The 25417-nt window shown below is 71.8% G+C and carries 26 protein-coding genes; 15 read left to right on the forward strand and 11 right to left on the reverse strand.

From position 1 onward, the window contains the following. The first annotated feature begins 74 nt into the window (after positions 1–74). Positions 75–977 (forward strand): oxygenase MpaB family protein, encoded by a 903-nt coding sequence (locus tag E6P78_RS13330; protein WP_136203785.1) that lies wholly within the window; start codon positions 75–77, stop codon positions 975–977. 42 nt (positions 978–1019) lie between these two features. On the opposite strand, the gene E6P78_RS13335 is transcribed toward E6P78_RS13330, so the two are convergent. After that, the gene (locus tag E6P78_RS13335; RefSeq protein WP_136203786.1) at positions 1020–1529 is read right to left on the reverse strand and encodes a MarR family winged helix-turn-helix transcriptional regulator; all 510 of its coding nucleotides are present in this window, start codon (positions 1527–1529) and stop codon (positions 1020–1022) included. A 90-nt stretch (positions 1530–1619) separates the two neighbouring features. On the opposite strand from E6P78_RS13335, the gene E6P78_RS13340 reads away from it, so the two are divergent. Next, the gene (locus tag E6P78_RS13340) at positions 1620–3731 is read left to right on the forward strand and encodes an MMPL family transporter (RefSeq protein ID WP_206307799.1); all 2112 of its coding nucleotides are present in this window, start codon (positions 1620–1622) and stop codon (positions 3729–3731) included. Between the two features lie 67 nt (positions 3732–3798). On the opposite strand, the gene E6P78_RS13345 is transcribed toward E6P78_RS13340, so the two are convergent. After that, positions 3799–4374: a TerD family protein gene (locus E6P78_RS13345; protein WP_136203787.1), complete on the reverse strand. Its 576-nt coding sequence runs from the start codon at positions 4372–4374 to the stop codon at positions 3799–3801. 421 nt (positions 4375–4795) lie between these two features. Here E6P78_RS13345 and E6P78_RS13350 point away from each other — a divergent pair, with 421 nt between their 5' ends. From E6P78_RS13350 to E6P78_RS13370, 5 genes are all read left to right on the forward strand, one after another. Beyond that, complete coding sequence (locus tag E6P78_RS13350) at positions 4796–6214, forward strand: LCP family protein (protein ID WP_136203866.1); 1419 nt, start codon at positions 4796–4798, stop codon at positions 6212–6214. Between the two features lie 118 nt (positions 6215–6332). Continuing rightward, entirely contained in the window at positions 6333–6746 is a 414-nt protein-coding gene (locus E6P78_RS13355) for a roadblock/LC7 domain-containing protein (protein ID WP_136203788.1), read from the forward strand. Between the two features lie 209 nt (positions 6747–6955). Continuing rightward, positions 6956–8218: a DUF6397 family protein gene (locus E6P78_RS33405; protein ID WP_346765568.1), complete on the forward strand. Its 1263-nt coding sequence runs from the start codon at positions 6956–6958 to the stop codon at positions 8216–8218. A 30-nt stretch (positions 8219–8248) separates the two neighbouring features. Beyond that, the gene (locus E6P78_RS13365; RefSeq protein ID WP_136203790.1) at positions 8249–8737 is read left to right on the forward strand and encodes a GNAT family N-acetyltransferase; all 489 of its coding nucleotides are present in this window, start codon (positions 8249–8251) and stop codon (positions 8735–8737) included. Positions 8738–8994: 257 nt separating this feature from the next. After that, positions 8995–9639 carry an LAETG motif-containing sortase-dependent surface protein gene (locus E6P78_RS13370; RefSeq protein ID WP_136203791.1) on the forward strand — a complete coding sequence of 215 codons (645 nt, stop codon included), beginning with the start codon at positions 8995–8997 and terminating at the stop codon, positions 9637–9639. A 197-nt stretch (positions 9640–9836) separates the two neighbouring features. Here E6P78_RS13370 and E6P78_RS13375 read toward each other — a convergent pair whose 3' ends face one another. Continuing rightward, positions 9837–12020: a SpoIIE family protein phosphatase gene (locus tag E6P78_RS13375; RefSeq protein WP_136203792.1), complete on the reverse strand. Its 2184-nt coding sequence runs from the start codon at positions 12018–12020 to the stop codon at positions 9837–9839. A gap of 217 nt (positions 12021–12237) precedes the next feature. Between E6P78_RS13375 and E6P78_RS13380 the strand changes: the two genes are divergently transcribed. Continuing rightward, positions 12238–13308: an enoyl-CoA hydratase/isomerase family protein gene (locus E6P78_RS13380; protein WP_136203793.1), complete on the forward strand. Its 1071-nt coding sequence runs from the start codon at positions 12238–12240 to the stop codon at positions 13306–13308. Between the two features lie 45 nt (positions 13309–13353). On the opposite strand, the gene E6P78_RS13385 is transcribed toward E6P78_RS13380, so the two are convergent. Together E6P78_RS13385 and E6P78_RS13390 are read right to left on the reverse strand one after the other, a co-directional pair. Continuing rightward, entirely contained in the window at positions 13354–13581 is a 228-nt protein-coding gene (locus E6P78_RS13385; RefSeq protein WP_136203794.1) for a hypothetical protein, read from the reverse strand. Between the two features lie 89 nt (positions 13582–13670). Further along, positions 13671–14162 carry a hypothetical protein gene (locus E6P78_RS13390; protein WP_136203795.1) on the reverse strand — a complete coding sequence of 164 codons (492 nt, stop codon included), beginning with the start codon at positions 14160–14162 and terminating at the stop codon, positions 13671–13673. 159 nt (positions 14163–14321) lie between these two features. Here E6P78_RS13390 and E6P78_RS13395 point away from each other — a divergent pair, with 159 nt between their 5' ends. Then, the gene (locus E6P78_RS13395; RefSeq protein WP_136203796.1) at positions 14322–15158 is read left to right on the forward strand and encodes a pentapeptide repeat-containing protein; all 837 of its coding nucleotides are present in this window, start codon (positions 14322–14324) and stop codon (positions 15156–15158) included. A 14-nt stretch (positions 15159–15172) separates the two neighbouring features. Here the strand turns inward: E6P78_RS13395 and E6P78_RS13400 are convergent, their stop codons facing one another. Beyond that, a complete protein-coding gene (locus tag E6P78_RS13400; RefSeq protein ID WP_136203797.1) occupies positions 15173–15679 on the reverse strand; it encodes an SRPBCC family protein in 507 nt (168 codons plus the stop codon). Positions 15680–16048: 369 nt separating this feature from the next. Between E6P78_RS13400 and E6P78_RS13405 the strand changes: the two genes are divergently transcribed. Further along, complete coding sequence (locus E6P78_RS13405; RefSeq protein ID WP_136203798.1) at positions 16049–16600, forward strand: glycoside hydrolase family 25 protein; 552 nt, start codon at positions 16049–16051, stop codon at positions 16598–16600. 16 nt (positions 16601–16616) lie between these two features. On the opposite strand, the gene E6P78_RS13410 is transcribed toward E6P78_RS13405, so the two are convergent. Beyond that, positions 16617–17024: a VOC family protein gene (locus E6P78_RS13410; protein WP_136203799.1), complete on the reverse strand. Its 408-nt coding sequence runs from the start codon at positions 17022–17024 to the stop codon at positions 16617–16619. 56 nt (positions 17025–17080) lie between these two features. Between E6P78_RS13410 and E6P78_RS13415 the strand changes: the two genes are divergently transcribed. From E6P78_RS13415 to E6P78_RS13425, 3 genes are all read left to right on the forward strand, one after another. Beyond that, complete coding sequence (locus E6P78_RS13415) at positions 17081–17545, forward strand: MarR family winged helix-turn-helix transcriptional regulator (protein WP_136203800.1); 465 nt, start codon at positions 17081–17083, stop codon at positions 17543–17545. 35 nt (positions 17546–17580) lie between these two features. Next, entirely contained in the window at positions 17581–17850 is a 270-nt protein-coding gene (locus tag E6P78_RS13420) for a hypothetical protein (RefSeq protein WP_136203801.1), read from the forward strand. Between the two features lie 172 nt (positions 17851–18022). Further along, entirely contained in the window at positions 18023–19519 is a 1497-nt protein-coding gene (locus tag E6P78_RS13425) for a carboxylesterase family protein (RefSeq protein ID WP_136203867.1), read from the forward strand. Between the two features lie 31 nt (positions 19520–19550). Here the strand turns inward: E6P78_RS13425 and E6P78_RS13430 are convergent, their stop codons facing one another. After that, on the reverse strand, positions 19551–20546 hold the full coding sequence (locus E6P78_RS13430) for a hypothetical protein (RefSeq protein ID WP_136203868.1): 996 nt from the start codon (positions 20544–20546) through the stop codon (positions 19551–19553). A 312-nt stretch (positions 20547–20858) separates the two neighbouring features. On the opposite strand from E6P78_RS13430, the gene E6P78_RS13435 reads away from it, so the two are divergent. Then, the gene (locus E6P78_RS13435) at positions 20859–22025 is read left to right on the forward strand and encodes a S1 family peptidase (RefSeq protein ID WP_206307800.1); all 1167 of its coding nucleotides are present in this window, start codon (positions 20859–20861) and stop codon (positions 22023–22025) included. A gap of 65 nt (positions 22026–22090) precedes the next feature. On the opposite strand, the gene E6P78_RS13440 is transcribed toward E6P78_RS13435, so the two are convergent. Then, positions 22091–22540 carry a GNAT family N-acetyltransferase gene (locus E6P78_RS13440; protein WP_136203803.1) on the reverse strand — a complete coding sequence of 150 codons (450 nt, stop codon included), beginning with the start codon at positions 22538–22540 and terminating at the stop codon, positions 22091–22093. Positions 22541–22668: 128 nt separating this feature from the next. Here E6P78_RS13440 and E6P78_RS32755 point away from each other — a divergent pair, with 128 nt between their 5' ends. After that, positions 22669–22839 carry a hypothetical protein gene (locus E6P78_RS32755; protein ID WP_168712616.1) on the forward strand — a complete coding sequence of 57 codons (171 nt, stop codon included), beginning with the start codon at positions 22669–22671 and terminating at the stop codon, positions 22837–22839. 50 nt (positions 22840–22889) lie between these two features. Here E6P78_RS32755 and E6P78_RS13445 read toward each other — a convergent pair whose 3' ends face one another. Next, positions 22890–23939, reverse strand: coding sequence for a PhlD (locus E6P78_RS13445; RefSeq protein ID WP_136203804.1), 1050 nt, complete (start codon positions 23937–23939; stop codon positions 22890–22892). 111 nt (positions 23940–24050) lie between these two features. Beyond that, complete coding sequence (locus E6P78_RS13450; protein WP_136203805.1) at positions 24051–24881, reverse strand: helix-turn-helix transcriptional regulator; 831 nt, start codon at positions 24879–24881, stop codon at positions 24051–24053. Positions 24882–25417 lie beyond the last annotated feature (536 nt).

Genomic DNA, 25417 nt, shown 5'->3' on the forward strand with positions numbered 1-25417 from the left:
GTGCGTCGCGCCTACTCACCGTCCTGCCCTCGGACGTACGCTGGGACACTCGACCTGGACAAGGGGGCAGCGCGGTGAAGCGTTACGACCGGCTGAAGGAGATCCAACGCCTCGACCCGGACCGGGACTTCCTCGAAATCTATCGGATCACCGCGACGTACGAGTTCCCCTGGGACATCACCCGCGCCCTCGAACTCGCCCTGTACCGCACCTATGCCGTCCCCAGCATCGGGCGACTGCTCGCCGAGACAGCGGAGCTGACGGCCCGTTCGCAGAAGCGGTACGACGACACCTCGCTGCTCCTGGACACCGTCGTCGAGCACGGCTTCGACAGCGATCCGGGCCGCACCGCCCTTCGCCGGATCAACCGGATGCACGCCGCCTACGACATCAGCAACGACGACATGCGCTACGTCCTGTGCACCTTCGTCGTCACGCCCAAGCGATGGCTCGACGCCTACGGCTGGCGCCGGCTCTGCGACCACGAGCTGCGGGCGTGCGCCGCGTACTACCGGACCCTCGGCGCGCGCATGGGCATCAAGGACCTGCCGCAGACGTACGAGGACTTCGAGCGCACCCTCGACACCTACGAGGACGCCCACTTCGGCTGGGACGAAGGGGCGCGTGCGGTGTCGGACGCCACGCTGGACCTGACGGCCTCCTGGTATCCGCGCCCTCTCGCACCGCTCGTACGGGGGGCGAGCCTCGCGCTCCTGGACGACTCGCTGCTGCGGGCCTTCCGCTACGAGCGGCCGGCTTACGCGGCACGGAGCCTCACCCGGGGCGCGCTGCGCCTCAGGGCACGTGCCGTCCGCCTTCTGCCGCCCCGCGGCACACCGCACTACGCGCGGCAGAACCCTGAGATCAAGGGCTACCCGCAGGGATACGAGGTGGCCGCGCTCGGCACGTTCCCCACTCCGGGCGTCGGCGGCTGCCCGGTCCGGGATCTCGCCGGCCCGGAGGCCCGGGCGGAGTGACGAGGGCGTACGGCGCTCCGTCCGCGGCGCCGCCGCCGGTCCCTACGGCCGGGGCCCGGGCCGGCGCAGCTGCCCCAGCTCGTCGTTCATGGCGTGCAGGAACCGGACCACGACGAGCAGTTCGTCCTCGTCGAACTGCTTGCGGGCCGCGTCCGTGCCCGCGGCCAGGGGCTGGAAGAAATCGCGGGCGACACGTTTCGCCGCGGCCGCGTAGTGAAGATGCACCACGCGCCGGTCGCCGCTGTCCCGTACCCGCCGGATGTGACCCGCACGCTCCAGCCGGTCCAGACACGCCGTCACCGCGCCCGAGGTGAGATCCAGCTGCTCGCGCAGCCGCCCCGGCGTCATGGCCGGCCCCCCCTCGCCGCGGTCCGCGTCCAGGATGGCGACCAGGGCCTGCACATCCGTCGGGTGCAGGCCCTGGGCCTGCGCGAACTCATGCGTGATGCGGTTGAACTCGCTGTTCATACGGCGCAGCAGCACCGCGAACGACTGGAGGCCCGTGGGCCCGCCGTCCGTGCCTCTGTCCGGGCTTTCGTCTGCGGTGCGCATGCCCCTACAGTAATATCTCTCGATCATTGAGATAATGAATGACCGAGATACATCCGGGATGTCTGTCCCGCGTCGACCCCTGGGGAAGCAATGAAGCCCGCACCGAGGCACCGTGTCGTCCGATGGCTGGTGCCCGTAGCGCTGCTCGTCGTCTGGCTCGGCATCGGAGGCGCCCTCGGCCCCTTCGCCGGGAAACTCGGCGAGGTGGCGACGAACGACCAGGCGGCGTTTCTGCCGCGCAGCGCCGAGTCGACCAGGGTCGCGGACGAGCAGAAGGCGTTCCAGCGGGCCGGGATCGTACCCGCGATCGTCGTGTGGACGGCCGGGGACGACAGGCTCCCGAGCGACGCCAGGGCGTCGGCCACCCGGGCGCTCGCCTCACTGTCCGGGAAGCCCGGCGTGGTCGGCGCGCCCTCGCCCGCGCAGCCGTCCGACGACGGAAAGGCCCTGTCGGGCGTCGTGCAACTGCGCTCCGACCTCGGCGACGAACTGCCGGACACCCTCGACCGGGTGCGTGACGCGGCCGGTTCGGTGACCGGCACGACGGTCGAGATCGCCGGGCCCGCCGCCACCCAGGCCGATCTGAAGCACGCCTTCGCGGGGATCGACGGGCTCCTGCTGGGCGTGGCGCTGGCCGCCGTGCTGGTGATCCTGCTCCTCGTCTACCGCAGTGTGCTGCTGCCCTTCCTCATCATCATCAGTGCCGTCTTCGCCCTCGCGCTCGCCTGCGCCGTCGTCTACGTCCTCGCGGATCACGACGTCGTCCTCGTGGACGGTCAGGTCCAGGGCATCCTGTCGATCCTGGTGATCGGGGCGGCAACCGACTACGCCCTCCTCCTGACGGCGCGTTTCCGGGAGGAACTGGCGGGGCACGGCGACCGGACCACCGCCGCACTCGCCGCGCTGCGCCGCTCCTTCGGGGCGATCACCGCGAGCGCCGCCACCGTCGCGCTCGGGCTCCTCGCGCTGCTGCTCAGCGACCTGACGAACAACCGGGCCCTGGGGCCCGTGGGCGCCATCGGGATCGTGTGCGCGGTGCTGAGCACGATGACGTTCCTGCCCGCAGTGCTGGTGCTGTGCGGGCGGGCCGCGTACTGGCCGGCGAAGCCGCGCCCCGCCGACGAGGCGACCGGCGGGCACGGTGTCTGGCGCCGGATCGCCGCACGCGTCGACGGGTCACCGCGCAAGGTGTGGCTCTCCTGCGCACTGGTCCTGGTCGCCTGCGCGGCGTTCGCGCCCACCCTGAAGTCCCAGGGCGTCCCGCTGGACGAGATCTTCGTGAACGACGCCCCGTCCGTCTCCGCCCAGGCCACGCTCAGCAAGCACTTCCCGGGCGGCTCGGGCAACCCGGCCGTGGTCCTCGCGGCGGCCGGCCGGGCCGATGAGGTGACCGCGGCGGCCGAGGCGACACCCGGGGTGTCCTCCGCCGCGCCCGTCACGGCGTCGGGCCGGCCTGGCGGGGGCAAGCCGCTCGTGGTGGACGGCCGGGTGCGCGTCGACGTGACGCTGGACGACGCGGCGGACAGCGACGCGGCCACGGAGACCGTCAAGCGCCTGCGTACCGCTGTGCACTCCGTGCCCGGGGCGGACGCGCTCGTCGGCGGCTACACGGCCCAGCAGTACGACACCCAGCGCACGGCCGAGCGCGACCGCGGCATCATCGTGCCGGTGGTGCTCGTGATCATTCTGCTGATCCTGATGGGCCTGCTGAGGTCAGTCCTATTCCCGGTCCTGCTGGTGGCCACCGTGGGCCTCAACTTCCTCGCGACCCTGGGCGTCTCGGCCCTGGTCTTCAAGCACGCCTTCGGCTTCAGCGGTACGGACGCATCGGTGCCCCTGTACGGGTTCGTGTTCCTGGTGGCCCTCGGCGTCGACTACAACATCTTCCTGATGTCCCGGGTCCGCGAGGAGGCGCTGGCACACGGGGCGCGGCAGGGCATGCTGCGGGGCCTGGTCAGCACCGGCGGGGTCATCACATCGGCGGGCGTGGTGCTGGCCGCCACCTTCGCCGCGCTGATCGTGATCCCGCTCGCGTTCCTCGCCCAGATCGCGTTCATCGTGGCCTTCGGCGTCCTGCTGGACACGCTCGTGGTGCGGTCGCTGCTGGCCCCGGCGCTCGTCGTGGACATCGGGCCCAGGGCGTGGTGGCCCAGCGTCATCAGCCGCACCGCGCGGGACGCGGAGGCGTCGGCCTCCGGGTGACGGCCGAGGGGACGGCACCGGCACGGCCGCCGCTGACGCGGAGCCGGGCCGGTGGGGCCGGCCGCGGTCAGACGTTGACGCCGTAATCGGACGCGATGCCCGCCAGGCCGGAGGCGTAACCCTGACCGACCGCGCGGAACTTCCACTCGCTGCCGTTCCGGTAGAGCTCGCCGAACACCATGGCGGTCTCCGTCGACGCGTCCTCGCTGAGGTCGTAGCGTGCGAGCTCCACGCCGTTGGCCTGGTTCACCACGCGGATGAACGCGTTGCGCACCTGGCCGAAACTCTGCCCCCGGCTCTGCGCGTCGTGGATGGAGACCGGGAAGACTATCTTCGCGACGTCGGCCGGTACCGCCGAGAGGTTCACATTGATGGACTCGTCGTCGCCCTCGCCCTCACCCGTCAGGTTGTCACCGGTGTGCTGAACGGAACCGTCCGGGCTGTTGAGGTTGTTGTAGAAGACGAAGTGCAGGTCGGAAAGGACCTTGCCGTGGTCCGCGCACAGCAGTGCACTGGCGTCGAGGTCGTGGTCGGCACCGGTCGTCGTCCTTACGTCCCAGCCCAGGCCGACCGTCACCGCGGTCAGGCCGGGCGCCTCCTTCGACAAGGAGACGTTGCCGCCCTTGGCCAGGGTCACACCCATGAACTTCCTCCAATGATCCAGTGGTTCACCGGCCGCCGTCGAAGAGGCGGCGGCCCCGCCCTCACTCTTCACGATTCGAGAGGATTTGCCCAGGGCGCGGGCGGGGTCCGGCCCGCTTCTCCGACCGGCCCGGTGAACGGGAGCGCTCTCCTTCCCCTCTCTCCCGGTGTCTTCCGGTCAATGTTTCCGGTGTCCGTGTGGGGACAGGGGATCGGATCGACGATGGAGACGCCTCACGGCGCTGTACGACAAACGCTTCACGACAGAGCTCCACGACCTTGACAACGCACAACTGCACGACCGTGCCGGTGCTGCCGACAGGCCGCTCCGCACGTCAGCCGGACGAACGGGGTGGCCCATGACAAGCAGGCACAAGGGGACAGGAGCGGGGGGCAGGGGCACCCGGCTGCGGCGGACGGCGGTGTCCGCGCTGTCGTTCCTCGTCCTGCTGGTGGCCGGCGTCGGCTGGGGCTACCTGAAACTGACCGGCAACATCGACACGTTCAGCGCCGACGGCATCTCCGGCGACCGGCCGCCGGGTACGGCCGGAGGGCAGAACGTCCTCGTCATCGGGTCGGACACGCGCTCCGGCGACAACAGCGGACTCGGCGGCGGCACGGGCGCGGTCGGCCGCTCCGACACCGTGTTCCTCCTTCACGTCTACGGCGACCGTAAACACGCCGTGGCCGTATCCGTCCCGCGCGACGCCATGGTCGACATCCCGGCCTGCCGGAAGCCCGACGGCAGCTGGACGGCCCCGCAGCACCACAGCCAGTTCAACGGGGCGTTCTCGGTGGGGGAGACCGCGGAGGGCAACCCGGCCTGCACCCAGAACACCGTCGAACACCTCACGGGGTTGCGTGTCGACCACACGGTCGTGGTCGACTTCGCCGGTTTCTCCGCACTCACCTCGGCCGTCGGCGGGGTGCGGGTCTGTCTGCCGCAGGATGTGTACCAGCGCGACCTGAATCCCAAGCGGGCCACCCAGGGATCACGGGTCTTCGCCAAGGGCGCGCAGACGGTGTCCGGACAGCGCGCCCTCGACTACGTCCGGCTGCGGCACGGGATCGGTGACGGCTCCGACATAGGGCGGATCAAGAGGCAGCAGGCCTTCGTCGCCTCCCTGGTGAAGAAGATCAAGTCCCGGGGCATGAACCCCACCACCCTGCTGCCGCTGGCCAACGCCGCGACCGACGCGATGACCGTCGACCCGGGGCTCGGATCGGCCGACAAGCTGCTCTCCTTCGTTCTGTCGATGAAGAACGTCGACCTGCACAACACCAAGTTCGTCACCGTGCCCTGGCGCTACGAGGGTGCCCGCGTCGCCGTCGTGGAACCGGACGCCGACGAATTGTGGGCCGCACTGAAGGCCGACCGCACTCTCGACGGCAAGGAAACCGGGGGAGGCAGGGCGAGGGCCGGCGCCTCACCCAAGGCGTCGAAATCCCCGGTCTCCGGTACGGGCGTCGATGTCGCCGTCTACAACGGCACCACGGTGACCGGGCTCGCGGGCCGGGCGGCCGACCTCCTGCGCACGCACGGTTTCACCGTCACCGGTACGGCCACCGCGCAGGACCAGGGCCGGTCCCGCACCCTCGTCGCGTACGGCCCCGGCCTGGGCGACGAGGCCCGTACGACGGCCAGGCTCTTCCCGGGTGCGCGGGTCACGCAGTCCACCGGCGCCGGAATCCAGCTGATCGTCGGACAGGACTACGCGGACAACCCGTCGCCCGCACCGGACACCGCGTCCGCCACCCCGACGTCCGGCGTACCGGCCGACGTCGCCGAGGGAGCCCGCTCGGCCGACGACGACCTGTGCGAGGACCTGTCCTACGGATGAACACCGGCGGCTGCTTCCGGACCGGTGGGACGGGTGGGGTGCTTGCCCGTACGTGACCTGTGCGCAAGGCTTGCGCACAAGCGAGACACGGGGAACGCGTGAACGGGGAGGAAACAGAATGGCGCTGGACAAGGAACTCGACTGGCTCCTTGACGATCTCACCAAGCGGGTCGAGCACATACGGCACGCCCTGGTGCTGTCGAACGACGGCCTGGTGACCGGTGCGAGCGCCGGACTGGCACGGGAGGACGCCGAACACCTGGCGGCCGTCTCGTCAGGGCTGCACAGTCTCGCCCGTGGCTCGGGACGGCACTTCCGCGCCGGCAAGGCCCGGCAGACCATGGTGGAGTTCGACGAGGCACTGCTCTTTGTGACGGCGGCCGGGGACGGCAGCTGTCTGTGCGTACTGAGCGAGGCGGAGGCGGACGTGGGTCAGGTGGCGTACGAGATGACACTCCTGGTCAACCGGGTGGGGGAACACCTCTCCGTGTCGTCGCGGCAGGACGGGACCGGGGGAATCAACCGGCTCTGACAGGGCATGCCCCAGGCTGCCGCCCGGCCCGTGGAGTTGTCCACAGGCTCGGCGGCAGTTGACTTTCCCGGACTACTCTGGTCACAGAGAGTATTCGAGTCTCACGGGGGAGTGTCGTCATGTCGGTAGTAGAAGTGCATGAAAACCGGTCACTTGCTGTGGAATCGCGCGGGACGGGGACGGAGGCGGGGACGTCGGAAGCGGACGCGGTGCGCTACGACAGTGCGCAGACGATGGCCGCTGGACGGGCCGCCACGGAACTCGGGCTCAAACGGGGCGAGTTCGACATGGCGGTGTACCTGGGAGCGGTGAGGCTGACGAGTGGCCCGGCCGGCGTGCGGCCCAGGGTGCACCGCGAGGAGATGGAACGCCTCCGGGCTCAGGGCGGTTTCCCCGGCGCGCTGCGCGAGCGGGTGCGCACGGTGGGGACGGCGGAGGGGGCGAGTCTGCTCGGGATCAGCCCGGCCCGCTTCACCCGGCTGGCCAGGGCCGGGTGCGTCACGCCCGTCGCCTTCTACCTCAACCGCTACCGGGCCGTGGTATGGGTCTATCTCGCCCAGGAGTTGCAAGCGCTGGCGGCCAGGTCGCCCGAACTCCTGGTGGGCAACAGCCCGACCTGGATGCGCGACCTGCTGGACGCCGGGGGTGACTGCCGGCCCCGCAACTGGCGCTCGCGCAGGATCGAACGCCTGCTGGCCCTCACCCAGGACCCCTGGGCGCGTGCGGCGATCGTGGCGCAGGGTCTGGACCCGGTCCAGCTGGCGGAGGTGGTCGACGATCCTTACGAGCGGGCCTACTTCGGCAGGATCAGGCGGGGAACGGCATCCGGCCGAAGGGTAACGGTCGCCGGGCGGGAAGCGATGGCGAGGCTGATGCCGGCGGACGAACCGGACGAGATCCTCTGGCGCCGGGTCAGCCTCATCACGGAACTGGACACCGCCCGCGACCTCCGCCCCGCCCCGCGTCCGGGCGACGAGCCGTGGCCGGGGCCGGAGGGGGCGTCGGACGAGCGGGACTCGTCCGAGCGGCCGGCCGTGCCCTGCCGGCCGGCGCCCCTGCCGGACGAACCGCAGGCGCGCACCGCACCGGCTGCGCGCACCGCACCGGCCGCGTCCGACGCACCAGCCGCCCCCGGCGTACCGGCTGCGCCCGGCGTACCGGCTGCGCCCGGCGTACCGGCTGCGCCCGGCGTACCGGCTGCGCCCGGCGTACCGGCTGCGCCCGGCGTACCGGCCGCGCCCGGCCGACCCGTCCACGCCGGCGGCCCGGGAGGGTTGCTCGCGCGGCTCCGGCTGCGCCGGGCCGGGGGACTGGGACTTCGGCGCCCCCGGCGAGGTGCGTCGCCCGGGTCGGACCGGCCCGCCGGTCGCCGTCACCGTGCGACCGGCAGCAGCCGTGCGTTCGCCGGGCGCGGAGGCGTATCCGGAGGCGAGGGCGCCGGAAGCCCTGGAAGGACGGATAAACCGTGGTGAACGCGGGGGCGGACAGGCATTCTTTGCGCCATGTTGATCAGGGAAGCCACCACCGAGGACTGGCCGGCCATCTGGCCCTTCTTCCACGACATCGTCTCCGCGGGCGAGACCTTTACCTACCCGCTCGACCTCAAGGAGGCTGACGCCGCCGACTGGTGGCTCCTGAGACCGCCGCACCGGACCGTGGTGGCGGTCGCCGACGACGGGACCGTCCTGGGCGCGGCGAAGATGAACAAGAACCACATGGGCAACGGATCGCACATCTCCAGCGCCAGCTACATGGTCGACCCTCGGCATTCCGGGCAGGGCGTGGGGCGGGCACTGTGCGAGTACACCCTCGACTGGGCCCGTGCGGCCGGCTACCGGGCCATGCAGTTCAACGCGGTGGTGGAGCCCAACACCGCCGCGGTCGGGCTCTACCGCTCGCTCGGCTTCGAGATCCTGGGCACGCTGCCGGAAGGTTTCAACCACCCGGTCAAGGGCTTCGTGGGACTGCACATCATGCACCGCAGGCTCTGAAGGCGCGGGGAAGCCGACGGTGTCGGGCGGCCCACCGCGGCGCGGTCGGCACGGTCCGGCGCCGGGCGCTCACTTCACGCCACCACACGGCGGGCACCCCGCGCCGGCCGGTGTCCGGCATGTCCCAACCGGCGAGGGTGTGGGGGTTGTTGTGACGCGGAATCGGCTGTGGGGTGGGTGCACACATCGGGGACGGGGGCAGTACTGTGCGCTCCACCGCCATTCGGGCGATGAAACATCTGCGGAGGAAAAAATCCATGACCATACCCAGGAGATCGTGGCGTGCTGCGGGAACACTCGCCGCCGCCGCGGTTGTCGGTCTGTCCGGCGCGGTCCTCACCGCCGGCCCGGCCGCAGCTCACACCCCCACCTGGGACGTGACCTGTGACGAAGTCAGCCTGCACCTGACCCAGTACAACGGCAGCGTCACCAACGAGGTGACCGTCACCGTCGACGGCAAGGACCTGCTGCCGACGGAGAAGTTCGGCGAGGGGTTCGACAAGAAGATCGCCCTCCCGGAGCACGACCAGCCCCTGACGGTGCACCTGGTCGTCAAGGCCGGTGACGGCGACCGGTACTCGAAGGGCGACACCAAGCAGGCGCCGGTGTGCGAGGAGAGCACCCCGCCGTCGACGGCCACGCCGACCCCGACCGAGACGAAGCCGTCCGAGACGCCGACCACCTCGTCTCCGACGCCGACCCCGACCCCGACCGACACGCCGAGCGAGTCCGCTTCGCCGTCTGCGCCCGCCGCAGCCATGCCGAGCCCCAGCTCGCCGGACCTGGCCGAGACCGGTTCCTCGTCCGCCACGCCGATCATCGGTGGCGCGGCCGTTGCCGTGCTGCTGGCCGGCGGCGGCATCATGTGGTCCGTGCGCAAGCGCCGTACCGCGCAGCACTGACGTAGTCCGGCACGCCGGACGCGCACAGCGCCCGGCCGGTCGGCCGAGGGGCGTACCGCATCACGCCAGGCGTGGGCGGTACGCCCTTCACCGCTGTCCGCCCTTCACCGCTGTCCGCCCGTCACCGCTGTCCGCCCGTCACCGCCGTCACGCCGTCACCGCCGTCACGCCGTCAGCCCTTCACCGCTGGCCGCCCGTCACTCCTTTGCGTCCCTGGTCCCCGGTCCGTTGCCCGGGTCGTCCGTCAGCGGCTCCGCGACGCGCCGGTGCACGGGAGGCGAGGCGGGTGGCGCAGCCGGTCCGATCTCGCACCAGACCGCCTTGCCCTCGCCCCGGGGTTCGATGCCCCACCGCGTGGCGACGGCGTCCAGCAGCAGCAGACCGCGGCCCGAGGTCGCGGTCTCGCCCGGCGACCGGCGCCGCGGCCACACGCTGGAGCGGTCCTGCACGGAAAGCCGCACCCGGCGCACCGGCTCGGGCAGCACCTCCAGGGTGAGGACGGCGCCGCCCTCGGTGTGCAGCAGCACGTTCACCAGCAGTTCGCCGGTCACCAGCTCGGCGTCGTCGGCGAGTTCGGCCATCTCCCAGTCGGTCAGGGCCTGGCGCACGATCGTCCGCGCCTCGGAGAGCCCCTCCGGATCTGCCTGGTGGATGTACTGATGCAGCCTCGGCGCCCGGGGCGAGCCCGGGTCGGGGCTGCGGCGCAGCACCAGCAACGCGACGTCGTCACCGGAGCCCCAGCGTTCCCACAGCCGGTCCGACAGATGGTCGGCCAGCGCCTCGGCACCCGCCGGCCCCGCGCTGACCTCGGTGATCAGGGTGCGCACCCCGGCGTCGATGTCGGCGCCCGGCTCCTCCACCAGCCCGTCGGTGTACAGGACCAGGGTCTCGCCCGGCACCAGGTCGAGCCGGGTCTCCGGATACTCCTCGTCACCGAAGTCCGTCGAGATGCCCAGCGGCATGCCTCCACGCACCCGCGGGCTGCCGACCCGGCCGTCCATGTGCCGGATCAGAGGCCCGAAATGACCGGCCCGCACCACCCTCAGGGTTCCGGTCTCCAGATCGACCTGGGCGTAGGTGCACGTGGCGAAGCGGTCCGTGTCCAGTTCGGCGAGGAACCGGGAGGCCCTGGCCAGCACCGTCGACGGCGGATGCCCCTCGGCGGCGTACGCACGCAGCGCGATCCGGAGCTGGCCCATGATCGCGGCCGCGTGCGTGTCATGGCCCTGGACGTCACCCACCACGATCCCGAAGCGGTCCTTGGGCAGCGCGATGACGTCGTACCAGTCGCCGCCGACCTGGCGGCCACTCCACGCCGCGTGGTAGCGGACGGCGATCTCGCCGCCCTCGATGTCATGGATGCGGCGCGGCAGCATCGCGGACTGGAGCCCGGTGGCGAACTCGCGCTCCTCGTCGAACAGCTTGGCCCGCTGGAGGGACTGGGCGACGATCGCCGCGAGCCCCAGGCAGAGAATGCGTTCGTCCGGGTTGAAGGCGGTGCGCTCGCGGTAGAAGAGGGCCAGCCCGCCGAGCGACCGTGCCTGCGCGACCAGCGGCAGGTAGGCCGCCGCCTGGAACTTCAGACGCCCCACGTACGGCTCCAGCACCGGGTAGCGCCGGGTCAGCGCCTCCAGGGAGCTCACGAACCGCGGCCGCCCGCTCAGCACGGTGTCGGACAACGGGAACTTCGGGTCGAGGCGGCCCGAACCCAGCTCGTCGACGGCCTCCATGGACTCGCCGCTCACCGCGATGACGTTCAGCGCCGCGTTGTCCAGCAGCCCGAGCGCCAGCCCGTCCGCGCCCAGCCGGGCGAGCCCGCTTGGCCCGGTCAGGGCCGCGGTCACGTCGTCCACCGTCACCGCCCGCGACAGAGCACTCGTTGTTCGTTCAACGATGTCGGTCTGCCGCTGGTGGCGTTTTTCCAGCTCCAGCACGAAGGCCGAATGGGTGACCTCGGCCGTCGCGTCCCGCACCAGACCGATCACCCGGCGCGCCTTCCCGTCCTCGCCGCGCAGGATGCGCCCCTGGACGTGGGTCCACTGATCACGACCGTCATCGAGCGGAATCCGGAAGTGGACGCTGTACGAACTCCCACCGCTCCTCAGCGCGTCGTCCGTCGCCACGCCGAGGCGGATGCGCTCCTCGGGTTCGAGCCGCTCCGCCAGGGCCTCCGGGCGCCCGTCGTACGAGGCCGGGTCCACGCCGAAGACCAGCAGGCCCGCCTCGTCGATGTCGATCGTCCCGGCATCGAGATCCCACTCGAAACTGCCGGTCCGGTTCAGGGCGAGCCGCTCCGCCGTGCCGGTCTCGCAGGCCGGCGTCTTGCCGGCCGGCCTGCCGGGCGGGCCGGGAACGATCGGCGGCCGGTTCTGATCGGTCATTCCAGCTCCGAGGGTCGTCCGGCGGGTCTGCCGTACGGCGTGCCTCAATTGTCCGGCCGGTTCGGTACGCCTGCCACAGCGGGAACCGCCCCGCGCCGCGCGCCGGCGCCCCGGACCACCCCCTCATACCTCGTCTCGCGGGCTCCCCGCACAATGGCAGCGGAAGAGCGTCCGTGACCCGCGGACGGTAGGCACCAGGGCTGAGCGGAGCGCACGCATGAACCACGAGGAACCCGTCTCGCTGCACACCGAGGGACGCGTCCGCCACCTCACGCTCAACCGGCCCCGCGCCCTGAACGCGCTGAACCACGCCATGGTGCTGCACATGGCCGAAGCGCTCGACGCGGCGGAGCACGATCCCGCCGTCACCGCGGTCCTGCTCACCGGCGCGGGGGAGCGGGGCCTGTGCGCGGGCGGCGACATCCGCGCCGTCCGCGACGACGCCCTGGCCGGCGGCCGTGCCTCACTGGACTTCTGGCGCGACGAATACCGGCTCAACGCGCGGATCGCCCGCTTCCCCAAGCCGTACATCGCGCTCATGGACGGCATCGTGATGGGCGGCGGCGTCGGGGTCTCCGCCCACGGCTCCGTCCGGATCGTCACCGAGCGCTCCCGCATCGCGATGCCGGAGACGGGCATCGGATTCGTCCCGGACGTCGGCGGAACGTATCTGCTGGGGGCCGCGCCCGGCGAACTCGGTACGCACCTGGCAGTCACCGGCGAGACGATCGGCGCCGCCGACGCACTGCTCTGCGGCCTCGCCGACCACTTCGTGCCCGCGCAGGGGCTCGCCGCCCTCGTCGCCGACCTCGGCGACTGCACCACGCCCGAGGCCGTCACCGCGACCGCCGAGCGCCACGCCCGCCCCGCCCCCGGCGGCGTGCTGGCCGCCCACCGCGCCTGGATCGACTCCTGCTACGCGGCGGACACGGTGGAGGAGATCGTTGACCGCCTCGCCGGCCACGGAGCCCCCGCGGCCAAGGAGGCGGCGGCCACCATCCTGGCCAAGGCGCCCACCTCGCTCAAGGTGACCCTCGAAGCCGTGCGCCGGGCGCGCCGCCTCGGCGGCCTCGAAGCGGTACTCGACCAGGAGTACCGCGTCTCGACCGCCGCCTTCGCCGGGCCCGACCTGGTGGAGGGCGTGCGGGCGCAGATCGTGGACAAGGACCGCGACCCCCGGTGGAACCCGGCCGAGCTCTCCCTGGTCACCGACGAGGACGTGGCCCGCCACTTCGCGCCCCTCGGCGACCGTGAACTCGGCCTCGGACCGGCACCGGAAGCCGGCTGAACCCGAAGCGGAGGCCCCACCACCGGGCCCGTCGGGAGGAACAGCTCAGTGTCCGCCGCCCGACAGGCTCGGCCGGAGCGCCCGGACGAGGTCGAAGAACCGTGTCTCGTTGCCCGAGAGCCCCGCGCGCCTGAGCGCCCCGTCGGCCTCCTCGATCGGTGAGGCGAGCAACGGCAGGTACAGCGGGGCGTCCTCCGGATCGGACAGGACCGCCCGGGTCGCCTCCAGCAAACGGACATACGCCTGCGCCGCGGCGAGTTCGTCCTTGCGCATCTCAGCATCTCCCGGTCAGAGGTGTCGGACCCACAAGCATCCCCCATGGGTCTGACAGTGACCCCGGGTCAGGGGCTGCGGCACGGCATCTATCGGCCGTCCGGCCGACGCCCGCCCGCCGGCGGCTCGACCTCCAGGAACCGGCGGCCGCGCGGCCCCCGGTACAGCAGCGCGGTCCAGCCCGACTCCCGCAGGGCCGCCGCGCACCGGTTCAGCTCGCCCTCCTCCTCGTACGCGGCCCCGCTGCCGGGCGGCCCCGGCCACTCCACCCGCACGGTGCCCGGCGAGGACCCGGCCGCCACCCGGTACCCCTTCGCCGTCCGCCGCCCTGACGGGTCGACGGCGGACGCGGGCAGCCCCGCCGCCTCCAGTGCCAGGGCAACGGCCCGTACCGGCCGGTGCAGTTCCCACGGCGCCGGTACGGACTCCGGGTCGGCACGGCCCGCGTTCGCCAGGCGCCTGATCTGGAGCAGCCCGGCGAACGCGGTCCGCACCGAAGCGGCGCGCGCCCGCGCCGCCCCCGGGTCCGACGGGCCGTCCCCCGTGGCCGGTTCGAAACCGCTGTCCGCCTCGGCGCCCATCCGCATCCCCTTTGCCGTACCGTCCTGCTGCCAGTGTGCGCCGCCCCACCGACAACGGGCGGAGCGGAGAGCGCCCGCCCCGTGGATCGGACGCCGTGCGCGGAGTCGATAGGCTCCAGTGCTGCTCACGAACCCCGTGCCCCGGAGGACTCACCTACCGTGCCCGACAACGACCGCCCGGACGGAAGCGGCCGTGCCGCCCTGCGCGCCGACTGCGGGAACTGCTTCGCCCTGTGCTGCGTCGCACTGACCCTGACCCGGTCCGCCGACTTCGCCGTCAACAAGGCCGCAGGCACGCCCTGCCACAACCTCCGGGACGACTTCCGCTGCGGCATCCACACCCGGCTGCGCACCGAGGGCTTCCCCGGCTGCACCGTGTACGACTGCTTCGGGGCCGGCCAGAAGGTGTCGCAGGAGACCTTCGGCGGACGGGACTGGCGCGGCGCCCCGGACACCGCGCAGCAGATGTTCCAGGTCTTCCCGGTCGTCCGGCAGCTCCACGAACTGCTCTGGTATCTCACCGAGGCGGCCACCCTGGCGCCGGCCCGCCCCCTGCGCGGAGAGATACGGCGCGCCCAGGAGGCGACCGAACGCCTCGCCCGCCTCGAAGCCGGCGCCCTCGCGGACCTCGACGTCGCGGCACACCGCGGCGAGGTCGCCGCCCTGCTGGCCCGTACCAGCGAACTCGTACGCGCCACCGCGCCCGGCCGGAAGAAGCGCAACCACCGCGGCGGCGACCTCATCGGCGCCCGGCTCAAGGGGGCCGATCTGCGGGGAGCCGATCTGCGCGGCGCCTACCTCATCGCGGCGGACCTCAGCGGCGCCGACCTCCGCCTGGCCGACCTCATCGGCGCGGACTTCCGGGACGCGGACCTGTCGGGCGCAGACCTGACCGGGGCGCTCTTCCTGACGCAGGCCCAGCTGAACGCCGCCCGGGGGAGTGGCGCCACGCGCCTCCCGCCGTCGCTCGGCCGCCCCGCGCACTGGGCGCGGTGACGGACGACAGCGCGTCAGGGCTGCGCGGCCTCCAGCGCCGCCTTGAGACGTTCGAGCGTGGTGCGGATGTTCCGGCGCTGGAACGCGGCGAAGGTGTGCCCCCTGGTGGCCACCCGGTCGAAGGCGTTGGCCACCACGTCCGGCCAGGCCCGGCGGTCGTCGGTCCAGGTCTCCGTGATCCGGGTACCGCCCTCCACGGCTTCGAAGCGGTACTCCCACGTGGCGATGGGCCCCCGCAGCAACGGCCGCCGGGCACCGATCGCGTGGACACGGAACGCGAACCGGTGCCCCGGATCGGCCGCCGTCACCGTGCAACGCGTCGTCCAGCTCACCGGGCCACGCTTGTTGCGGCCGTCGAAGACCATGCCGACGTAGGCCTCCCGGCGTTCCCCCAGGACCCGCGCACCCCGGTTCTCCGGGCTCCAGCGGCCCATCGCCGTGGGGTCGCTCAGCCGGGTGTACACGTCGGACGGATCGGCGGGCACGACGATGCTGTCCGACACGGACATGGTGCGGGGCATGGAGCACTTCCGTTCCGCGGCCGGCTGCGGTCACCATCGGGCGTCGGGCCGGCCGCACGGCCGACGGGCTCCCGCCCCCACACCTTACTGACCGGTCACATAAAATCCGGCGGCGGGGAGTGACGCGTCCGGCTGCCGGAGCGAAAACGCCCCGCGGCCGTGGTCCGTTGCACAGACGTCGCACCCGGAACACCGACCGACGGGGCCCCGGAAGGATCATGGGCGCGCGCTGTCCGGCGCGTGTGTGCCGGAGCGTGCGCCCCGGCACACACGCGCATTCGCACTTTTCGTGGAGGTCTGTGGGGGTGGGTGGCGGATGCGGGGGGCATGCAACCGGAACAGTGCTAGTCATTTGTAAAGGCGGTGCCCATGCTGCACGGTGTCGATGTCAGCGCCCATCAGTCCTCCTTCGACGCGGACGGACTGGATTTCGTCTTCATCAAAGCCACCGAGGGCCGTTCCTACGTCAATCCACGCCTGAACGACCAGACGAAACGGGCCCGCGACGCCGACTGCGTCGTCGGCTTCTACCACTTCCTGTGGCCCGGGAACATCGCGGCGCAGGCCGAGTACTTCGTGAGCAAAGCGCCCGAGAAGGCGGGCGATCTGCTCGCCGTGGACTGGGAGCAGAACGGCGAGGGCACCCGCGCCAGCAATGCCGAGAAGGACAGCTTCATCCGCGAGGTCAAACGCCTGCGGCCGAACCACCGCGTCCTGCTCTACTGCAATCGCTACTTCTGGCTGAATCACGACACCACGTCGTACGCCGGGGACGGGCTCTGGATCGCCGACTACGTGACCGCGGGAAAGCCCCGCATCAAGGCGTCCTGGCGCATCCACCAGCACACCGACCAGCCGCTCGACAAGGACGTCGCGAACTTCGCCTCGCGCTCGGCCATGCGTACCTGGGCACGTAAATAACCCCGGGGCGCACCGCTCAGTACGACTGCAGCTCGATGAGGTGCCCCTCCGGGTCACGCACATGGGCGGTGCGCAGCCCCGGCCCCCACTCCGGCCGGTCGCACGCGGGGGCGACCGGCTCGGCGCCATGGGCGATACAGACCGCCAGCCCCGCGTCGACATCGTCCACGCGGCAGACGAACATCGACCGGTCCTGAGCCGGCGGCGCGTCGGAGGGGAGGTGTGTGGTCCCGGTGGCCACCGCCATGGCGCTCCGGTCGAACAGCACCAGCACGCCCTGGCCCTCCACGTCCCAGTGGGCGTACGGCCCCGACGCGCCGCCACTGGCCCGCGCGGCCCCGATCAGCGCGGGCAGCACGGCGTCATAGAAGCGGAAGCAATCGGCGAACCGGCTGACCAGCAGGCGAGGATGGAGTGCGTCCATGGCGACTCCTTTGGTAGGTGAAGACCCATTATTGGTGTGGCCCTACGATATACCCGATGAACGAGACCCCGCCCAGCCTTCTGGGACTCACGACCTATCTCATGTCCAAGACCGGCAAGGCGGCGCGCGGCCGGCTCGCGGACCGGCTGGCCCAACGCGGGCTGCGGCTCTGGCACATGGCGGTGCTCGCGGCGCTGGCCGACTTCGGCCCCCATGTGCAACGGGAGCTGGCCGCGCGGCTCTCGATCGACCGCAGCGACGTCGTGAAGATCGTCGACGGGCTCGGTGCGGCCGGCCTGGTGGAGCGGGCCCGGGACACCGCCGACCGGCGGCGGGTCACGGTCACCGTCACCCCCGAGGGCCGCGCCCTGCTCGAAAGCCTCAAGGCCGATGCGGTGTCCGTGCAGGAGGAGGTCCTGGCGCCGCTGAACCCCCGTGAACGCGAGCAGCTGACCGCCCTGTTGCGCCGCGTACACGACGGGGCGCCGCCGGACACCGCGCGGGCGCGGCCAGGTCGTTGACCGATCCGGCGTGCGGTGTGCGGCAGACTTCTGTGGTGACCACACCCGCGGCCCAGCCGCCTCGTGACCGCGCGCTCGGGCGCGGCATCTCCACCCTCATCCCGCAGGCCGCGACCACCTCGCCGGCCGAACAGGCGGCAGCCGTGCTGACGGCCATGCGGAGCGTTCCCGTACGCGTCGGTGTGCTCCAGGCGGCGGCGGTGCTGCTGGAGGAGCGGGTGCGGGCCACGGGCGACGAGGCGGAGCGGGCCGCGGCGGCGACCACCGTGGCCATGCTCCGCAGCGCCATCGGCCAGGCCGGCTGACCCCGGCCCGTACACCGGCCGCCGTAGGCCACGGCGGCCGCGGCAAACGCGGGGCCGGCTCGTGAGCCCTCGCGTAATCCGTTCGCGTCGGGCCGGTTGCTGCGCCATCCTGAGCACCGCCTCCGCCCGGGGGCGGACAGCGAAGGGCAGCAGCAGAGCGTTGACGAGCAGTGTGTACGACACGGCATGCGGGCAGGTACGTGGACGGGCCCCGGTCCGGGACGTCGTCGCCGTCCTCGGAATCCCGTACGCCGAGCCCCCGTTCGGCGAGCACCGCTTCCGGGAGCCCCGCACCCGCACCCCCTGGTCCGGGGTCCGCGACTGTACGGACTTCGGCCCCGTCCCGCCGCAGTCGGCCGAACTGCCGGGCGCTCCCTCCTGGAGGCCCGGGGACGAGGACGTGCTGAGCGTCAACGTCTGGACCCCCGCGCACGCAGCCGGCCCGCTGCCGGTGCTGGTCTGGATACACGGCGGCGCCTACACCTTCGGCTCCGGCGCACAGCCCGACTTCGACGGTACGGCGCAGGCCCGCACCTGCATGGTCGTGGTCACCCTGAACTACCGCCTCGGCTTCGAGGGCTTCGGCCACGTACCGGACGACGGCACGCACACCTGTCCGCCCAACCGGGGACTGCTCGACCAGATCGCCGCACTGGAATGGGTCCGCGACAACATCGCCGCGTTCGGCGGGGCACCGGACAACGTCACCGTGGCGGGGCAGTCGGCCGGCGCCACATCCGTGGTCTGCCTGATGGCGATGGACGGCGCCCGGGGCCTCTTCCGGCGCGCGATCGCGCACAGCGCGGTCGGACCCTGCTTCGCGCCGGAGCTCGCCGAGCGCGTCACGGCTCGGGTGGCCGCCGAGACGGGCATACCCGCGACCGGAGCCGCACTGGCCGACGCGTCCCCGCAGGCGCTGGTCCGGGCCTCCGACGCGGTTGCCGACGCGTACCGCGGGGAACCGGACTCCGGCCGGCTGCACTGGAACCCGGTGATCTACGGGCCGGTCGCCGACGGGCACCTCCTGCGCGACGACCCCCTGGCCCTGATCGCCGCCGGCGCCGCCCCGGACATCGACCTGCTCGTCTGCCACACGACCGAGGAACGATGGTTGATGGACGCCGTCGGCAGCAGCGCCGACGTCCCCACGGCCGAGCGGCTCCAGCACTTCGCATCCGACTTCGGCCTGCCCGACTCGCTGCTTGACGGGTACCGGGCGCTCATGCCCGGCGCCTCCGCATACGACCTCCACCTCGCGGTGTGCGGGGACCTGCTGTTCGGCGAGTACAGCAGCCGGCTCGCCGACGCACACGCCCGGGCCGGCGGCCGCGCCTTCCTGTCCCGGTTCGACCGGCGGCGCGGGGGAGACCGGGCGTTGGTGCGCGCCTGGCACTGCGCGGACGTGCCCTTCGCCTTCGGGAATTTGGACGAGGAGAGCGTTCAGTTCCTCATCGGCGGCGGCCCGCCGACGCCCGAGGACCGCAGCCTCGCGGACCGGATGACCGCGGCCTGGGCCGGTTTCGCAGCCACGGGCGAACCCGGGTGGGAGCCGGGCAACGACCACGTGCGGGTGTGGGGTGCGCCGGACGCCTCGGCGGCGCCGGGTCACTGGCGGGACAGCGCGGCGGTCCGCGCGCTGTGGAGCACGTACACCTACCGTCCCGCCTGAACTGAGGCAGCGGGCGCCGGGCGTACAGGGCTCACATCGGGGGCAGTCGCAGCGGTCCCCGGCCCTCGCGCACCTTCCCGACGTGCCGCAGCCCGCCCAGCGGCTTGCCGTGCAGGTCCGTGGTCACCAGCACGGCCTGATCGCCCAGGCACGACTTGTCCCCGTCCGGCTCCTCGCAGTACAGCACGTAACCGGTGACCCGGTCGACGGTCCCGGGCTCCAGGCGCCACACCCAGTCGTAGTCGCTGATCTGCACGCGGGGGTAGGTCGCCCGGAGCCGGGACCTGACGGCGCTGTGCACGGCCCCGGCGAATTCCTCCCGCGCCTCGAACGGCCGGACGATCCGGGCTCTGCCCGAACCGGCGTCGATGCGCCCGTCCGTCGCCGCGTAGCCCACCTCGTAGTAGTCGTGCGAGCTCAGGGCCGCAAGCAAGGGTGCCGCGCTCAGCCGCATCGCCGTCGGCTGCGACTTCCTTCCCGCGGGCCGGCCCTCGGCGACGGACGGCGAGGCCAGGCTCACCGAAGCGCCCTTCACCTCGGTCCCCTCCTTTCCGCTGCCCGCCTCCTCCTTCCACTGCCGCACGCAGGAGCCGATGTCCTTCAGCAGGGCGGTCACTGTGGCATTGGTGGGGGAGGCGACGATCCAGGGAGCTCCGGTCGACGGTTCGACCCCGATCACCTCGTGGCCGCAGCGCCGGAACGTATCCACGAGGACCCGCAGCGCGGCCGCTTCCCGCCGGCCGCGCCGCACCGCGTCGTCCATGACACCCCGGCACTCGTGGGTGTTGCACGTGCCCGCGTCGGCGTCCACCCGCATCCGGACCACGGCGTCGGGGTCGTCGGTCATCGCGAAGGTGATCTCCGAACCGCCCGCGTTCGGGATCAGTTTGTGCGCCTCGATCACCTTGAGAACGTCCGGGTGATAGGTGTCGGCCAGCTTCTCGGCGAACCGGCGGTCCTCCTTCGTGCTCACCACCCCGCACCCCGTGAGCGCCAGCGCGAGCGCGCACGCCAGCGCGCCGGCCATCCCTGCCCAGGCCCTGCGCGTTCTCGACGATCCGACCATGTCCGCCCCGCCCCCGCTCCGTACCCCGGCACGCCGCTGCGCCCGGACCTGCTCGTTCATTTGATGTGACGGTAGGAGGGGGGTGGGTGCGGGGGATGAGTACGCCTACTCATCGGGCGGACCGTACAGCCACTCATGAAATTGGCATGGACCTGCTAACAACTCTTCGGCTACAGTCCGGTACGGCACACTCTGAGAGCGCTCTCAGGTGAGACGCCTCGGACGCCTGCTGTTCCTCCCCCACCCAGCCGGAACAACAGAAGGGCCAAGACCTTGAGACGCTCCACAACCTTGAGAACCGCACTGTCCGCCGTGCTCCTCGCCGGAGCCTGGGCCGGTGCCGGCGTCCCCTCGGCCTCCGCCGCGGACGCCCCCGCCGCGCAGTCACGCGCCGCCGCCGACACCGCACCGGCCTCCGACGGCCTGCTCACCGCCATGCAGAAGGACCTCGGCCTGACGGAGAGCCAGGCCAGGGCGCGGCTCTCCGCCGAGAAGACCGCCACCGCGCTCCAGCCGAAGGCGCGACAGGCCGCCGGGGCCTCGTACGGCGGCTCCTGGTTCGACCCGGCGACGGGCGACCTCACCGTCGCCGTCACCAACGACCAGCAGGCGGCCGCGGTACGGGCCACGGGTGCCGCCGTGCGGCTGGTGACCCACACCGAGCAACGCCTCGACTCGGTCAAGGCGAAACTCGACAAGCTCGACGCGCCGGCGGGTGTCAGCAGCTGGCACGTCGACCCGCGCGCCAACAAGGTCGTCATCGACGTCGTCGCGTCCAAGCGGACTGACAACGATGTCCAGAAGTTCATCGAGCGGGCCGAGAAGACGGGGCCCGTCACCGTCGAGCAGACCGCCGAGGCCCCCCGGACCTTCTCGGCGGGCACCGTGGGCGGCGACCCGTACTACACCGGCAACGTGCGGTGCTCCATCGGCTTCTCCGTCTACGGCGGCTTCGTCACGGCCGGCCACTGCGGCCAGGCCGGCGCCGGCGTCAGCGGCTGGGACGGCTCCGCGATAGGCAACTTCCAGGGCTCCTCCTTCCCCGGCGACGACTACGCGTGGGTCAGCGTCGGCAACGGCTGGTGGACCGTCCCCGTGGTCCTCGGCTGGGGCACGGTCTCCGACCAGCTCGTCCGGGGCTCCAACGTGGCCCCCATCGGTGCGTCGATCTGCCGCTCCGGCTCCACCTCGCACTGGCACTGCGGGAACGTGCTCGCCACCAACGAGACGGTCAACTACAGCCAGGGCGCGGTCTACGAGATGACGAAGACCAGCGTCTGCGCCGAACCCGGTGACTCGGGCGGCTCGTTCATCAGCGGGGACCAGGCCCAGGGCGTCACCTCCGGCGGATGGGGGGACTGCGCCTCGGGCGGTGAGACCTGGCACCAGCCGATCAACGAGATCCTGAACCGGTACGGGTTGACGCTCCACACGGCCTGACCACAGCGGCACCGGGCCCGGGGCCTGCCGAGCGGGACGGCAGGCCCCGGGCCCGTGCGTGCCGTTCATCGGCCTCGGGCGAGCCTGAGATCGATGAACGGCACGGTGCCACCCGGCAGTACGTACCGCTCGGTTTCGACGAACCCCTGACTCAGTGCGAACCGCAGGCCCTCGGGGTTCGACTCCAGGACGCACGTCTCGACCACCTCGGCGCCGAGCCCCCGGGCCAGTGCCAGGCCGTGCGTGTACAGCCGCGTGCCGAACCCCCGGCCGCGATGGGCGGGCAGGACGCGCGCGATCACGGTCGCCACCGAGGCGTCCGCGGCGGGCGGCCGCACGGTGAAGCAGCCCACCAGGACATCGTCCAGGTACGCGACGGACAGCCGGTTGCGCCGGGCGCGCTCACTCACCTCCGCGAGCGTCAGAACGGCCGTGGGGATGATGGCGTCGTGGACGGACTGCCAGTCCACGAGCGCGGCGTCGCCGTCCACCCGTTCGATACGAAGATCGGTCATCGCGCCAGCAAACCGGTCCCGCGACCACCCGTCAACCCGAGCCCGCCGCCGCCGACTGCCGCGCCCGGTGGCCTGATTCCTCGGGACCGGGGCACATGTAGGTCCCACCACACAGAGGGAGTCACGTCATGCTGGGCATAGCTGCGGCGGTACTTTTCGTCATCGCCTTCCTGATCAACGCGGCCGACATCGCCACCAACGAGGTCTTCACATCCGTCAACGTCATGCTCATCGGCCTGGCCCTGCTGGCCCTGCACGTAGCCGGCATCGGCAACGGCCGGGGGTCCTTGCGCCGCTGAGCCCCCACACCCGTCGCGCACCGCTGCGGTCCTTTCGGGTCGCCGGGCGCTCAGACGGTCCAGGTGCCACGCAGGGCGGCGGTCGCGAACCCCGGCCCGTAAGCGATGACGACCCCGGTGGCGCCGGCCTGCGGGGGTTCGGCATGGGTGCGTTCGAGGATGCGGAGCACGGAGACGGCTCCGAGGTTGCCCTCGTCGCAGAGGGTGGCGGTGGAGTGACGGGTGTCGTTGGTGTCGAGGCCGAGTGCCCTCGCGGTGTCGCTGATGATGCGGGCGCTGCCGGGATGGACGACGCCGAAGCCGACGGCGGTCCGGCCGAGCCAGGCCAGTAGATCGGGCAGCACGTCGTCGGCGGCGCTCAGCGCTTCCTTGGTGCTGTCGAAGTGGAATCCGGTGTGATCGACGCGGCCGGCGTAGCGGGTGAGACTGTGCGGCAGGACGTGCTCGTAGGTGTCGGCCGGGGAATCGACGCGGAAGCCGGGGCCCAGGGGTGCGCTGGTGACGAGGGTGGCGGCCGCGCTGTCCCCGAACAGCGCTTTGTAGATCATGTGCTCGACGGCGTCGTCCTCGTGGCTGTAGACGGCGGAGATGACCTCCGCGGCGACGACGAGGACGGTCGAGCCGGGTCTCGCGGTCACCATGTCGACCGCCCGGATCAGCGCCTGGGCGCCACCCGCGCACGCCAACGATGTCAGAGCGATCCGCCGGACACCGGGCCGCAGTCCGAGACGGTCCAGGAGGTGGATGTCCATGTTCGGGACGGCCCACCCCGTCGAGTGCGTCGTGATGATCGCGTCCACGTCGCCGGGGCCGAGGCCGTACGCGCCGAGGAGGCCGTGCGCCGCCTGCTCCGCCATGTCCACCGCGTCGCCGAAGGCCGCGGTGGACCGGGCCGCGACGCCCGCGTTCCCCGACACCGTCGGCGCGTCCAACGGCCGGGTGAAGTACCTGCTGCGGACCCCGGTATTGCTCACGATGCGGAGGATCGCGGCGAGCCGGGGGTGGTCGGGGTGATGCACGCCGATGTCGTCGGCTATTTCCCCGGTGGTGACCTTGTGAGCGGGGAACACAGTGGTGGGGCGGGCTATGTAGGCGGGCACGACATCCTCCGGCAGGCACGTTGCGGCGGCGTTGTGGAATGGGGCACAACCCAAGCCACCAGAGGCCGCATCGCCCTGATCAGAGCACTGCGGGAGCCCGGAGGGAAGACCTCAGGGGGCACGCAGGACCGGAGTGCGGGAGTGGGCGCGCCGTGCCCCGGCATGGAAGATGAGAACGATCAGACGCGCGCCGGGGGCGGCCAGGGGCTGTGCCGCGCACATCGTCACCCAGCCCGGACCGTCGACGGCATGGCGAATGGGCCGTTCGTCGCCGTCCGGATGGATGTGCGCGCCGCCCGAGTCCCAGATCGGCGCGCACTGCGGATCGGCCAGGACGTCCTTCTCGATCCGGCGGAGCACCTCGTCGTCGGGTCGGCTGGAGAGCGCCGCCCGGAGCTGGGGCACGACGAGGGGGGCCCATGCCCTTTCCCAGTCGATGAGCATGGTGCGGCCCTGGGGTTCGAGCAGCATCCACCGCATCGTGTTCGTCGGAACCCGCCCGCCGGAGAACAGCCGGGCGAACGCGCTGTTGTACGCGATGAGCTCCCACGAGGCGTCGGTGATGTACGCCGGATGGGTCATGCCGTCGACGGCCTCCTGCCACACACCGGGCACCTCCTTGCCCGAGCGGGAGGTGAGCGGCCCGGGTGGGTCGCCTATCCCGGCGTACCGGCACAGCGACACCCACTCCTGCTCGTTGAGAGCGAAGAGCATCGCCACGTCACGGAGGAAGCCGGTGTCCGGCTTCGGCCAAGCTCCGGACTCGAGGCGGCGGTACGTACCGGGTGTCCGGTGCAGGAGCTGGTCGACCTGATGCTGCGACAGCCCGGGCGCACGGCGCCCCTGGCCGGACGAACGGTGAAAACCGTGCCCCGTCGGGTCGATCAGTGCACGACGGACTTTCAGGAGCGTCCGCAGTGCTGCCTTGTCGGTGTTGGTCATGCGATCAAATCCCCCGCGTCAGAGCCATGTTGCGCGGGCGTGAGCCTAATTGGCGCGACGTGGCTTAGCGCTAAAAACTGGACGTAGAAAACAGTCTGTTTACCTTCCATGCTGGACGGCGTGAGGCACGGGCCTGCGGCTCTTCGAAGCAGTCGGCCCGCGCCTGACGTGCGGACTTCCTGCTGTCCTCTCCTGGCAGTTCCTGCAGCGGGAATTCCGTGCCCGTCCAGAACGGTGGCGGGAAGGGCTTGACCAGCAGACCGTATTTCGCCCCTCCGGAGGGCGAACTTCGCGAGACGGTCCGCTGATCTGGCTCTTTCCGTCACTCACCTCGATCTCCCGGACCGAGGCGGGGCGGATCTCGGTGCGGCCGGCAGCCCCCCTGCCGGCCGCACCTTCTTCATGCCCGGACGGCGTCTCCCCGTCGACGGTGGCCCCGGCGCCACCGTGACGCTCAACGCCATCGGCTGCCAGAGCCCCCGCATCGGCGGCGGGCGACCGGTCCGGCGCCTCGGGCGCCGGCATCCTCCGCGGGG

This window comes from Streptomyces sp. A0958 (assembly GCF_004795035.1).
Taxonomy (GTDB): Bacteria; Actinomycetota; Actinomycetes; order Streptomycetales; family Streptomycetaceae; genus Streptomyces.